This window comes from Enterococcus hailinensis, from assembly GCF_045862035.1.
GTDB classification, from domain to species: domain Bacteria; phylum Bacillota; class Bacilli; order Lactobacillales; family Enterococcaceae; genus Enterococcus_A; species Enterococcus_A hailinensis.
Genome location: NZ_BAAFRV010000021.1, coordinates 1 through 12,528, shown reverse-complemented (window position 1 = coordinate 12,528; position 12,528 = coordinate 1). Strand labels below are relative to the sequence as shown.

At 36.9% G+C, this 12,528-nt stretch carries 17 protein-coding genes; 3 read left to right on the top strand and 14 right to left on the bottom strand.

Annotation, left to right across the window (positions count from 1 at the left end):
- The first annotated feature begins 23 nt into the window (after positions 1–23).
- Positions 24–566 (top strand): guanylate kinase, encoded by a 543-nt coding sequence (locus tag ACKTSC_RS11925; protein ID WP_332580667.1) that lies wholly within the window; start codon positions 24–26, stop codon positions 564–566.
- Here ACKTSC_RS11925 and ACKTSC_RS11920 read toward each other — a convergent pair.
- The 6 genes from ACKTSC_RS11920 to ACKTSC_RS11895 form a co-directional block, all read right to left on the bottom strand.
- Positions 546–1,211, bottom strand: coding sequence for a GNAT family N-acetyltransferase (locus ACKTSC_RS11920; RefSeq protein ID WP_407857717.1), 666 nt, complete (start codon positions 1,209–1,211; stop codon positions 546–548). The two genes, ACKTSC_RS11925 and ACKTSC_RS11920, sit on opposite strands and share 21 nt — an antisense overlap.
- Entirely contained in the window at positions 1,212–2,111 is a 900-nt protein-coding gene (locus ACKTSC_RS11915; RefSeq protein WP_407857716.1) for a sce7725 family protein, read from the bottom strand. It abuts the gene before it with no gap.
- Between the two features lie 5 nt (positions 2,112–2,116).
- A complete protein-coding gene (locus ACKTSC_RS11910) occupies positions 2,117–2,803 on the bottom strand; it encodes a hypothetical protein (RefSeq protein ID WP_332580670.1) in 687 nt (228 codons plus the stop codon).
- Positions 2,804–2,879: 76 nt separating this feature from the next.
- A complete protein-coding gene (locus tag ACKTSC_RS11905) occupies positions 2,880–4,205 on the bottom strand; it encodes a dihydrolipoyl dehydrogenase family protein (RefSeq protein ID WP_407857715.1) in 1,326 nt (441 codons plus the stop codon).
- A 1-nt stretch (position 4,206) separates the two neighbouring features.
- Positions 4,207–5,160: an ABC transporter ATP-binding protein gene (locus ACKTSC_RS11900; protein WP_407855739.1), complete on the bottom strand. Its 954-nt coding sequence runs from the start codon at positions 5,158–5,160 to the stop codon at positions 4,207–4,209.
- Positions 5,161–6,696 (bottom strand): ABC transporter permease/substrate-binding protein, encoded by a 1,536-nt coding sequence (locus ACKTSC_RS11895; protein ID WP_407857714.1) that lies wholly within the window; start codon positions 6,694–6,696, stop codon positions 5,161–5,163.
- Between the two features lie 118 nt (positions 6,697–6,814).
- Between ACKTSC_RS11895 and ACKTSC_RS11890 the strand changes: the two genes are divergently transcribed.
- The gene (locus tag ACKTSC_RS11890) at positions 6,815–7,390 is read left to right on the top strand and encodes a hypothetical protein (protein WP_407857713.1); all 576 of its coding nucleotides are present in this window, start codon (positions 6,815–6,817) and stop codon (positions 7,388–7,390) included.
- A gap of 30 nt (positions 7,391–7,420) precedes the next feature.
- Here the strand turns inward: ACKTSC_RS11890 and ACKTSC_RS11885 are convergent, their stop codons facing one another.
- From ACKTSC_RS11885 to ACKTSC_RS11855, 7 genes are all read right to left on the bottom strand, one after another.
- Entirely contained in the window at positions 7,421–8,056 is a 636-nt protein-coding gene (locus ACKTSC_RS11885) for a DUF421 domain-containing protein (protein WP_332581379.1), read from the bottom strand.
- Positions 8,057–8,068: 12 nt separating this feature from the next.
- On the bottom strand, positions 8,069–8,512 hold the full coding sequence (locus ACKTSC_RS11880) for a DUF3290 domain-containing protein (RefSeq protein WP_332581378.1): 444 nt from the start codon (positions 8,510–8,512) through the stop codon (positions 8,069–8,071).
- Positions 8,513–8,659: 147 nt separating this feature from the next.
- On the bottom strand, positions 8,660–8,947 hold the full coding sequence (locus ACKTSC_RS11875) for a putative quinol monooxygenase (RefSeq protein ID WP_332581377.1): 288 nt from the start codon (positions 8,945–8,947) through the stop codon (positions 8,660–8,662).
- A 15-nt stretch (positions 8,948–8,962) separates the two neighbouring features.
- On the bottom strand, positions 8,963–9,601 hold the full coding sequence (locus ACKTSC_RS11870) for a nitroreductase family protein (protein WP_332581376.1): 639 nt from the start codon (positions 9,599–9,601) through the stop codon (positions 8,963–8,965).
- 14 nt (positions 9,602–9,615) lie between these two features.
- Positions 9,616–10,023 (bottom strand): MarR family winged helix-turn-helix transcriptional regulator, encoded by a 408-nt coding sequence (locus tag ACKTSC_RS11865; RefSeq protein WP_407855735.1) that lies wholly within the window; start codon positions 10,021–10,023, stop codon positions 9,616–9,618.
- Between the two features lie 279 nt (positions 10,024–10,302).
- Positions 10,303–10,644: a metal-sulfur cluster assembly factor gene (locus ACKTSC_RS11860; RefSeq protein WP_332581374.1), complete on the bottom strand. Its 342-nt coding sequence runs from the start codon at positions 10,642–10,644 to the stop codon at positions 10,303–10,305.
- 100 nt (positions 10,645–10,744) lie between these two features.
- Positions 10,745–11,641, bottom strand: a complete 897-nt coding sequence (locus tag ACKTSC_RS11855) for a YitT family protein (protein WP_332581373.1) — start codon at positions 11,639–11,641, stop codon at positions 10,745–10,747.
- A 240-nt stretch (positions 11,642–11,881) separates the two neighbouring features.
- Between ACKTSC_RS11855 and ACKTSC_RS11850 the strand changes: the two genes are divergently transcribed.
- Positions 11,882–12,373: a YajQ family cyclic di-GMP-binding protein gene (locus ACKTSC_RS11850; RefSeq protein WP_332581372.1), complete on the top strand. Its 492-nt coding sequence runs from the start codon at positions 11,882–11,884 to the stop codon at positions 12,371–12,373.
- A gap of 69 nt (positions 12,374–12,442) precedes the next feature.
- Here the strand turns inward: ACKTSC_RS11850 and ACKTSC_RS11845 are convergent, their stop codons facing one another.
- On the bottom strand, positions 12,443–12,526 hold the full coding sequence (locus ACKTSC_RS11845; RefSeq protein WP_407855995.1) for an IS3 family transposase: 84 nt from the start codon (positions 12,524–12,526) through the stop codon (positions 12,443–12,445).
- Positions 12,527–12,528 lie beyond the last annotated feature (2 nt).

Sequence of the window (12,528 nt, the reverse complement as noted above, 5' to 3'; positions counted from 1 at the left end):
ATAAAGAAAAGGACGTGTTATTGATGAATCATTGCTATTTATTTATGGGACCCAGCGGATCAGGCAAAACAAGTCTGGCTGAAAAAGCTTTTGCTCCCGAACAAAAAATTATTTCGTATACGACCCGCGAACCTCGTCAAGGCGAAGTATCTGGTCGCGACTACTTTTTTATCACTAAAAAAGATTTCAAGCAAATGATCATGGATAATCAATTTGCCGAATTTGATGTCTATGATGAACATTTCTACGGTATTGCTATCGATACCTTACAAAAAGCTCTAGCTAAAGGACACTGTTACGATCCAATCACCGTAATGGGCTTTTTGAATCTGCACCAATTGTTTGGTGATCAAGTGATTCCTATCTGGATCAATATTTCAAAAGAGACATTGCTTACACGCTTAAACAAACGCTCAACTCCAACAGAAGTAGAACGCCGTTTAGCTCGCTTTGAAAGTGATCAGCAAGAATATGAAAAACTGAAAAAATTTCCAACATTGATTGAAATCGATGGCGAGACATCCTTAAAAGAAATGATGCAGCAATTACACCGTTCCCTTAATTAACTGAAAAGCTTTGCGTTCCCCATCTTCATAGGGAAAGTAAATCATCCCGCAGTATTCAAAACCCAATTTATCAATCAGCCCTAACATAGGTTGATTGGCTGGGTAGGTATCGATCCGAATATCCTGGAATCCTAATTCCTCAGCTTGATTGATTGCCGCTCTCAATATTTTTTCACCTAGTCCCGCACCACGGTATTTTTGGCTAACCGCTACGTGATGCAATGCCACATATGGACCGGCCTGTTTCCAAGCACCTTCAATAGCTTCATAGACTGGATCGATTTCTGCAATCAAAGCCACCGTTCCGACGATTTCCTCATTTCTCGTCAATACGTAGCTGGCTGTTTTTTTTATATCTTCTCGGATTACCGCCGCATGTGGTTCATGACCATTCTGCCATTGAGGAGAGCCTTGTTCTTTCAAATAATTTTTTGCTTCATTAACGATCACACCGATCGTTGCAATATCTGATTCGTTACTTAACCGAAAAGCAAAGTCTGGTTCCCTTTCTTTAGGTTCTTCTGTCTGTGCTTCTTCACCAAAAGACATAATTGCTTCTGTATCTTTTTTGCCCAAAAAACCACCCAAAAGTTCGCCCATTTGCTTGGCTTGTCTGACAATAAAATCTTCATCTTCATAACCCATTCATTCCCATCCTCTCTGCCAATGATCGTTTTGTTCTAAGTAAGCCCCTATCAATTCTAAATGATGAGCTAATGACCATTTTTTGATACTTCCCAGCCCAGGGAATTTTTTTGTTTCTTGATAGGCTAATAATTCTTGTAAACCTAGTGTGAATAATAACTGAGCTTGATTCCGCGAATACCACTCAGATAATTTAGCAAGAGCTTCAAAAAATTTTCCAGCTTGATCACTGGCATCCTCATTGCTGTCTGAGACAAAGTGCTTCACTCGTAAATTAAGATAAGCATCAAAATAACTGATATGCAAAGCGATTGCGCGACTTGGTCCGCCTTTATCAAAGTAACGTGAGCCTTCTATTGTGTAGTCACTGAACCCTTTAAACGGCTCAGCTAAATAAAGGTGTTCATCGCTATAGAAATCATCTACTTTTTCCGCATAATTTGCAACATGTTTTTGCACTTGAAAAGCATCTTTCAATAAAATTTTATTAGGCAAAGTCATAACTCTAAAGCGTCCCTGATCAGGAATTACACATCGGGCTTCGTTTGAAATCATTTTTTGTTCCAGCACCCTGGGAGATCTCGAATTAAACAGATACAAATCAGCTAAAAAAGGGTTCTCTTGTGTCACGATCTCTGCAGGACGAACAGTCGTATCTGCTTTTAAAGACCATTCAAATCGTTTATCTTCAAAACGCTTAGCCGTACCTACTTGAGGATTAGTAATCAAATAGCAAATCAAATCATTTCGATCAAATAACTCGACCGTTTTTTTTAACGTTGCCGAATCTCTCACTGGTTCGATGATCGGTAAAATCTTGTGTGACCAACGTTTTGCATTGATCAGTGTATTGATCGCTAACAAATCAAATTGTTTTCCTCGAATATAAGGATAATACATTTTTATCACTCCAATGGTTCCGTTGGTCTTCGTCGCACCTGACGTTGTTGACGTAAAAATTGATAGTCCTGTTCTAAGGCCCTTAATTCTTCTTCTAAACTTTCGATCCGTGCATCGCGAACATCCTCAATAAATCGTTGATAATAATTATTTTCATGCAAACTATCTTGTTCACCTAAACGCCGACGCAATTCTTTATACAATTGTTCAGTCGAAAAGAAACTTGTCCCATAATCCATCCGCTTAGCTTTTCTGACTTCACGAAACAAAGAGGCCATAAAGCGTTGGGTCAACGCCTGCTCAGCTACTTTCAATTCTTGTCTCAGAGGTTTCTTAGCTACAAAGAAAGTCCCTTCTGCTGGGAGTTCTTCTTCCTTTGTATAGGGCCGATAGACTAATACGCCAATATCATTAGGGAGATCCTCTTTGACCTTTTCATAAAGCGCTTCTGTCAGTACAAAGTAATTGTAATGACCAATAAATGACAATTTTGCTTTAGAATAAAAATCGGCTTTGGTTACTTTTAATTCGTAACAGCGCCACTCCGTAAATTCTGGCTTAAAAAAGCAGGCCAACGTATCCACGATTCCTTGGTCTTCAGGCATCGTAACTTCCTCTACCACAATCGCACCCAGTTCAATACAATAATAATACAATGCTTTTTCTATTTCTTGCGTTAATGTTGTTTTCATTTTCTTCACCACGGGAACATATTTTCGTAAACTGTAGCACATCTCAAATAAAAAAAACAGAGGAGTGCCCTCTGTTTTAAATAAAATATGAAAGATCACTAGCCGGACTAGGATAAGCAAAAATGAATTTTTCTAATTCATCATGCGTGATCTGCTTCGTCAAAAGAATGACCAAATAGTTGATCAACTCATCTGCTAATTGGCTCAAACAAGTAATCGCGACAATCTTGTCCGCCTCATCATACACAAATTTGATTTTTGCACCTTGATCATTGATTCGTTTGTATGTATACCAGTCTGACAAATCGATCGTCTGCTCATGATACTTTTCTGAGTGATCAGCTAACTCTTTTTCGCTGATGCCTACGCGTGCCAAACGTTGGTCGCCAAAAACGATTGTCGGGATCAAGGGATAATCGATTACTGCCGTGTGTCCATTCATTGCTTCTACCACATAGCTCGCTTCGTAACCTGCGACAGGTGTTAATTTGGGCGTAGTTTTTGCTAACACATCCCCACAAGCAAAAATATGAGCTTGGCTTGTTTGCAAGCGTTGATTTACCTTGATACCTTTTTTATCATAGTCAATCTTAGCTTTTTCTAAAGCTAAACCATCAATATTCGGCTTGCGACCTGTTGCACCAATCACTAGATCAGCTGTCAATTTAAAATTATCTGCTGTAATCTGATACCCCTGTGCTTGCTGAGCAATTTTTTGCGTATCGATATTAAAGTGAAAGGTAATACCGGCTGCTTCTAAGTGCTTCACTAACTGATTGACTAAATCTCGATCAAATCCTTTTAACGGTTGATCGTTATGATGAATAATATGGGTCTCCGCTCCAGCCGCATTGGCAATAATGGCTAATTCAAATGCAATATAGCCTGCACCAATAAAGGCGATTTTCTTTGGTAATTTTTCTAATGCCAAAAAGTCAGTACTATTTCTCAAATATTCTTTGCCCTCGATCGGCAAAATGATTGGTGATTGTCCAGTTGCAATCAAGAATTGTTCAGCTGTTAATTCTTGATCTGCTACATGGATCGTCTGCGGATCGATGAAACTAGCTGATCCGTGATACGTAGTGATTTCTGCTGAAACGAATCCTTCTTGGGTACTGCTGGGAACTGAATCCGTGTAACTTTTCTTGAACGCCATCAGTTCTTCCCAATTGATTTCGGGCGATCCTTCAAACCCTTTTCCTGTTAAACGTTCTACCCGCATCTTAGCTTCTACACCGCTCATCAACATTTTCTTGGGATCACAGCCGCGATTGGGGCATGTTCCGCCCCAAAGGTCTGCTTCGATGATCGCAACATTTTTTCCTTGTTCTTTCAAAGAATAGGCTGCTGCATTCCCCGCTGGTCCACTACCAATTACGATCACATCATACTTCACCATCTTAGCCCTCCTGACTTAAGAAACGAAAGACATCACTACGATCGACTACTCCGACAATTGTTTCATGCTCTTTGATATAAAAAGCATCCTGTTCTGCTAATAAATCAAAAATCTCACTCATACTAGTTTCGAGTGTTACTACTGGAAGCTCATGTTCTCGCTGTTGTGCTGCTTGATAAAAGCCGCCATTATATAATACTTCTAAAGTTTGGGTATAGACTTCATCCGTAGTTTCGTCAAAGAACTCTTCAACAAATTGATTTGCTGGATTTTTACGAATTTCTTCAGGCGTATCGCATTGAATTAATTTTCCTTCATGCATCACGGCAATTCGACTGCCGATTTTCATCGCTTCCTTCATATTATGCGTAACGAAAATAATCGTATTGCCTAACTTTTGATGTAATTCGATGACTAAATCTTGCAAACTAGCTCGTGAGATCGGATCTAGTGCGCTGAAAGGTTCGTCCATCAAAATAATATCTGGTTCGGCTGCTAATGCTCGTACGATTCCGATCCGTTGTTGCTGCCCACCGGATAATTCACTCGGCATCCGATCGCGGAAAAGTTCTGGATCCATATCCACTTCTCGCAACAATTCATCGACACGTTCATTTCGCCGATCTTTTTTCCAACCAAGCATATCGGGAATCACTTCAATGTTTTCTTTCACACTCATCGTCGGGAAAAGAGCAATTTGTTGTAGCACATAGCCAATCTGCCAACGTAACTTTTGGATATTATAATCTTTGATTCTTTTTTCTTTGAAATACAGATTACCATCTGTTGGTTCGATCAATCCGTTGATCATTTTCAAGGAAGTTGTTTTCCCACTCCCTGAAGGCCCAACTAGTACAAAAATCTCTCCTTTTTTCACGGAGAAATTCAAATCTTTTAATACTACGTTGCCTTCAAATTCCTTACTGACATCTTTAAATTCAATAATTGATTCCATCTACTGATCCTCCCCAATGATTTTTTCTTTCACTAAGAAGTCATGCGCCACTTTTGCTGGCTGTTCTTTTTTGACGTTCACTAAGTAATTCATTTCAACCATTTGATCTTCTGTGATTTTACCAGCTAAACGATTCAATGCTTTCACCACTTTAGGGTGTTGATCTGCAAATTCTTGTTTCATTAATGGTGCGCCTTGGTATGGCGGGAAATTATGCAAATCATCTTCTAAAGTTACAAGATCATATTGTTTGATTTCACTATCAGTTGAATAAGCATCGATCACATCCACATCGCCATTGTTGATTGCTTGGTAGCGTAAGGCGGGTTCCATACTTTGGACAGAACTCAAATTAACTCCGTATTTATCTTGGATGCCACGGTAGCCATCTTGACGATCGATAAATTCCAATGTGAATCCAGCTTTTAATTGATCTTGTTGTCCTTTTAGATCAGAAATTTTTGTGATTCCACGTTTTTTAGCTTCACTTTTCTTCATTGCCAATGCATACGTATTTTCGTATTTCATCGGTTTGATCAATTCCATTTCAAATTGATCTTTCAATAATTTATTAGCTTCTTTATACGTTTCATCTGGTGACAAATCATCACTAGTACTTTCCGGTACTTTTACTAAACTTTCTAGCACTGTTCCCGTAAATTCGGGATAGATATCGATTTGATCACTTTTCACAGCATTGAATAAGAAACTCGTTTTACCGAAGTTCGGTTTCAATTCCACGTTGATCGAAGAATCTTCATCTTGGATAACTTCTTTATACATATTGATCAAAATATCTGGTTCAGAACCTAACTTACCGGCGATCGTGACCGTTTCGCTTGCGGCTGGATTATGTTGTGCAAAGAAAATACCGCCGATTCCCAAACAAATCACACCTAATGCGATCAAAGTCGCTTTTCCGCTGCGGTGTTGTAAGAAACGAATCAACCCACTGAAAATTATCGCTAACAATGCTGAACTGATCGCACCGATCAAGGTTAAATTTGGATCATTTCGGTCGATCCCTAATAAAATAAATGTACCGAGCCCGCCAGCTCCGATCAAAGCTGCTAATGTTGCTGTACCGATGATCAAGACTAACGCTGTCCGAATTCCTGAAATAATGACCGGCATCGCCATTGGTAATTCTACCCGCAATAATTTACGTGTTCGTGACATCCCAAAAGCATCGGCAGCTTCTTCAATCGAAGGATCTATTTCCGCCAAACCGATATATGTATTTTGGAAAATCGGTAACAAGGCATAAACGACTAAGGCAATCAATGCCGGTACGGTGCCAATACCCACAAAAGGAATCAATAACCCTAGTAAAGCCAATGACGGAATAGTCTGTAAGATACTCGTCAATTGTAAGACGACTTCCGCCAATTTTTTCCGCTGACTCAATAAAATCGCCAGTGGAATAGCGATCACTACTGCGATTAATAACGCACTTAATGAAATCGCCAAATGTTCAAAGATCGCACTTAATAATTCTTCTTTTCTTTCATTAAATGTATTGATTAATTCATTCATGTGATTTCCTTTCAAAAATATGACTTATTCTTAGTATAACTTAATCAAAATCAGAGGCAAAAAGATTGGCTTGCTTAAAAAGTAGTATAATAATAAAAAAATTGAAAGCAGGGGAAAAATGAAAACCGAAAAAGAACTCTCAGTGATTACGCTAGACAAATATGGGAAATCCTATCACTATTTGAATTCTCATCACTATAATTGGTATAAAGCAATCGAACTCAATTTATTGAACAGTGATGGCTTCACAAATTATTTTTTACGCATTAAAAAGAATGAACCAAAAACATTTGCTGCACTTCAAACAACTGTTCAAGAAACATCGATTACGGCTTTTCAACAAGACTTATCTGATGCAGATACATTTATTTTATTGACTGCCGCCTGGGCAAATGGCTTCGTACCGGAAAATTCCGCTGCTGCGGTCCAAGATCTGGACCGCTTTTTGACCAATTACACCCTACAAAAAGATCCCTTAATTGGTATCAATCAAATGAATGCTGATTTTAATCAAGCTTTGATCCAACACTTTCCGAAAGTCCGCCGGCAAGATTTACGATTGATCTATCGCATATTAGTCTTAAAAGAAGTACAAAACGCTGACTTGAAAGAAGAACTCGACAAATTGAATGAACCAACAAGAAAAAGAACAGAAAAATTATATAATTTATTCAAGCAAGTTAAAAAAAAGTGAGAAGATGCAGCTGCCATCTTCTCACTTTTTTTATTTATCATACCCAAACAGATTCAGACGTCCAGATATATATTCACCTAGATAGACATCATTGATGCGCTCAAATCCTTGTTGAAGGATTTGTTGTTCAAGCCATTCGGGATCTTGATTGATCAATTCTAAAACATCTAAGTTCGCTTGACCATCCACGATGATCGGGTATTTGATATTTTCGTCCCCAAATTCAATCAATGTTAGTTGTCCATTTTGTTCCAAAACGGCTCGTTTGATTTTTTCAACTTCATAAATACCGTTTGCTCGCAATTTAAACATTAGTTCATTAGCGGATATGCCATTTCTGAGACAATCGGCTACATTCACTCGGCCATTCTGGATCAAAGTGATTGGTTTGCCATCTACGACAAATTTGATATAGCGATTATGCTCTTTAGCAAATTTTAAAATCAAAACTAACAAGGTCCAAATGATCAATACCAGCACAAACTGGATGACTGTGATCGCTTCGTTATAGATCACTCCGCCAATGATTCCACCTAAAACATAATTTTGAACTTGGTCCATCGCTGATGAAGGCGCCAAATTGCCCTTGCCCATCAAGTTGATTTGAAAAATCAAACAGATGATTCCTAAAGTAAGTTTAATAATAATTGGACTATATAATTGCATCTTCAGCGCTCCTTATTTCATATAATTTGCATTTTTATCGATCAAATAGCTTTCAGTCAACGTATAGGAGCTTTGGTCATTGCTCAATGTTACTTTGAAAAATTTCTTATCGATTTTAACAATGATTCCATCCGAAAACTGTGTCCCATTGACAAAAATATCCGTTGTATCAACGGATTCTTGTTTAGCCAAACTTTTAACAAAATTGACCATTTGCGATGATTGAGAATGCTTGGTCTGATTGGTTTGATAATCTGAATATTGAACGCCTAATGCAAACATCAATATCAAAAAGAAAATAATACTTAAATCTCGGTATTTTGTCTGGATTCGATGGCGCATGTACAATGAAAAGACAAAAATCAAAATCAATAACGAGCCGAATATGATCAAGTATTTTAAATAATCATTGATATTCGATTGCCGTTCTAAATAGTCGATGCCATAAAAAGTCATCTTACGTTCCCCCCGATTTCTTTCTTTGGATCATTTAATAAATCCTTTTTAATCATATAGTAAACAAGTAAAAAAAGTAAATAATCAATGTTTTTAAATCAAAAAAGACACGGTCTCGATAGATCGTGTCTTTTAGATAGAGAAAGCTTATTTAATTGGTTCAGAAAAACTTAGCGCTGTCGGTTTCGCCGCATAATCTGCCATGTTAGCAAACAATTGTTTTAATAATGGACTTTGATTGTGACGTTCGATCGCCGCTTGATCTTCCCAATTTTCGATCATTGCAAATTGATTTTTTGTTTCCACAGACTCATAAAGATTATAGCTTAAACATCCTTCTTCAGAACGAGTAGCAGCAATCAACGCTGTCACTTCTGTTAGAAATTGGTCTCTTTTTTCTTCTTTGATATAGAATGTTGCTTGAATGATTTTCATATTTATTCTCCAGGCCTATTTAAATTTAGTAATTTTATCAGCTGCTAATCGTACAGAAGTATAACCCATTTCTTTCGCTTTACCGATTGAAAGAATCATAACGGGTACATAACGTTCTTTTTCTAAACCAAAGGCTTCAGCTAATTGGTCAGCTTCAAAACCACCGATAGGATTTGTTTCATAGCCGTGGGCACGAGCAACCAACATGAATTGCATTGCGATCAAACTTGAATCGATTTTTACAACATCGTTCATTTGTTCTTTTGTTAATTTTTCGTAATGAGGGATGATAGCCGCTAACTGTTGATCTCTAACTTCCGCAGGCATTTTACCTTCTTCTACTGCTTGGTTGTAGATTTCTTCACCATATTCATGACAATTCATATCTCCAAAAATCAAGACCATGGCTGAAGATGAATCATTTTGACGAGTATTGAAACGAATCAATGGTTTTAATTTAGCTTTTTGTTCATCACTTTCAACCACTACAAAGCGCCATGGTTGCATATTGACTGATGATGGAGCAGTTGCTGATTCTTGGATCATTTCTAGCATTTCTTCATGTGAGATTTTATAAGTTTCGTCGTAGACACGAACGGATTTTCTTCCAAAAGTGATATCTGAAAAATCATTGTTTACTAAGTTGTTTGACATGTTTCATTCCTCTTTCATTTAACTAATTTTATTAATAGACGTAATAATACTTCTGCTTCCTCTGATTCTAACGGTAAATCGATCGCATCCGGCTTATTCGCATGGTTCTCTTCACACGTCATTAAATCATTCAAAGCAGTATCAGTGATCATCACTAATACTTCCCGATTGTTCTGCTTGTTTCTTTCACGTGTCACATAGTCTTTTTCTTCTAATACCTTTAAATGTCGTGTAACAGCTGCACTATCGATCAACAATTCATTTTGTAAAATAGTCTGCGTGCACTGTCCATGCTCTTTTAAAAACATCATCAGCTCATAACGAGTAAGACTAAAACCTGTTTCTTTCTCAAATTTAGTGGTCATCTCTTGATTCGCAAGTTTCAAGCGATAAAACAACTTACTAATTTCTCTAAGTTCCATCAGATTCTCCTCTCTAAATTTGATTCATCAACAATTGACTAGTCAACTATAACTGAAAAAAATAAATTTGCAAAGCTTTTTTGTAATTTTTTACAAAAAAACTAGTGACTTATTTCAGCCACTAGAAATTTTCTTTATTTCATTTTCTAAATATATTTGGAATCTTTGTTCCAGCACGTCTAAATTGAATAAAAAAAGCCTATCTTACAGCATTGAGTAAGATAAGCTTTTTATAAAATATATAATTCAATTTTACATTAATCTAATTTGCAGAAACTTTTATCGAATCCCTAATGCAATTCGTGCATAGCGACTCATTTTATCCGTCGTCCACGCTGGATACCAAACTAATTTTACTTCAACATTCGTGACTTCTTCGATTTCACCTAATGCGGATTGGATATTTTCAGTTAAGATATCGGCTAATGGGCAACCCATAGTAGTCAACGTCATTTTAACAACTGTATTTCCTGTTTGTTCAAAATCAACTTCATAGATCAAACCTAGATTTACGATATCAATACCTAACTCAGGGTCGATAACAGACTCTAAAGCGGTCAAAATATTTTCTTTTATTTCTGCAACTTCTGCTTCAGTATACTTTTGTGTATTTTCTTCCATTTGTTCCACTCCCTTTCGAGTTTCACCAGTATTTTACTCTATATATTGGGTTTTGTAAATGAGAATTGATACACAATGATTCTCATTTACAAATCTTTAGTTATTGAACTTTAGACTTCTTCATTTGGTTTTGTTCGTCTTCTGTCAAGAAAGCTCCTACCACTGAATCTGTTGCCATAATATTAGTAAATGATGTTGGATCCACATCTGAAACTACTTGTTTTAGCGTATATAATTCATAGCGCGTCAAAACGATCATAATCACTTCTCGTTCTGTTGAGCTAAATCCGCCTCGCCCAGGAATGACGGTCATTCCTCTTAACAATTCATTGCTAAGGGCGCTGCACATTTCTTTACTTTTACTCGTCGTAATGAAGGCTGTCATTTTTTGATGACTCGTATGGATAAAATCAACCACACTACTCATAGTAAAGATCGTAATAATTGTATAAAGTGCACTTTCCCAAGTAAAGAAGAAGCCAGCAACAACAACAATCATTCCATTCAACAACATCATGTAATTTCCAACTGTTCGACCAGTTGTTTTTGATAACAGCAATGAAACAATATCTAAGCCGCCAGTCGTAAAACCAAATTTTAACGAAAAACCGGCCCCAATCCCTAATAAAACACCACCAGTAATCGCATTCATTAAAACGTTATCAGTTACTTGGCCGACAGGAACTAGTGTTGTAAAAACCGACATTGAGATCACGTTGGCAAAACTTAAGATCATTGCGGATTTTCCTAATTTAATAAAACCCAAAATAAATACTGGAACGTTTAAAAGAAAAATCAAGATCCCGGTATCAAGTGAGAAGCCTAGATTTAAAAATAAGTGTCCCAAAATTTGGGCGATCCCGGTCATGCCGGCTGAAAAAACATTGGCTGGAATCAAAAAATAATTCAACCCTACTGCACCAGTCAAACCAGTAAATAAAATGACGATGATTTTTTTCGCCATGTCTTTCGTTGTATAGTTGATAACTCGTTGCATCTGCTAATCCTCCTTTAAATAGAAACCTCTAATAGAGTAACAGATTATTTTAATATTTAGCAATCTTTCTCAAGCACTTATTTGAGAATAATCATGGCTTTCTTATCATTTTTTGATAAACTATAAGAAATGGCTTTGCATAACACTTTTACTATCTAAAATTTCAGAATATTGTGTGATTGCGTTGGCCTGATATAACAAAAATTTTCATTTTAAGATAAATAATTGAGGAGGATTTTTATGGCAAAAGATGCAAGTTTCGATATCGTTTCTGAGTTAAATAAAGAAGAAGTTAAAAATGGAATTCAAATTGCGTTGAAAGAATTAAAAAATCGTTTTGACTTTAAAGGGAGCGTTTTCGATATCACACTTGAAGGAAACCAATTAGTGATCAAAGCGGAAGACGACTATAAGATCGAACAAGTCAAAGATGTGTTGTTTAGTAAATTGATCAAGCGTGGTGTTCCACTTAAAAACATTCAATTTTCTGATTCTGAACATGCATTAGGCGGAAACGCTCGTCAAACCGCAGATTTAGTCAGCGGAATCGATAAAGATGTCGCTAAAAAAATTAACACTGCCATCAAAAACAGTAAAATAAAAGTAAAAAGTCAGATTCAAGAAGATCAACTCCGAATCACTGGAAAGAATCGCGATGATTTACAACAAGTTATCGCCTTAGTGAGAGAGCTTGATTTACCTGTAGATGTACAATTTACAAATTATCGCTAAAAAGAAGCTGAAACAAAAGTAAATTTCTGGAAGTGCAACTACTTTTTGATACAAAATAAAAAGAGCAACTCAATTTAATCTTGCTGACCGGTAATCGACGGGCGAAAGATACCCTAATTTGGATAAAATTCTATTATGATTCCAAAAATAGATGT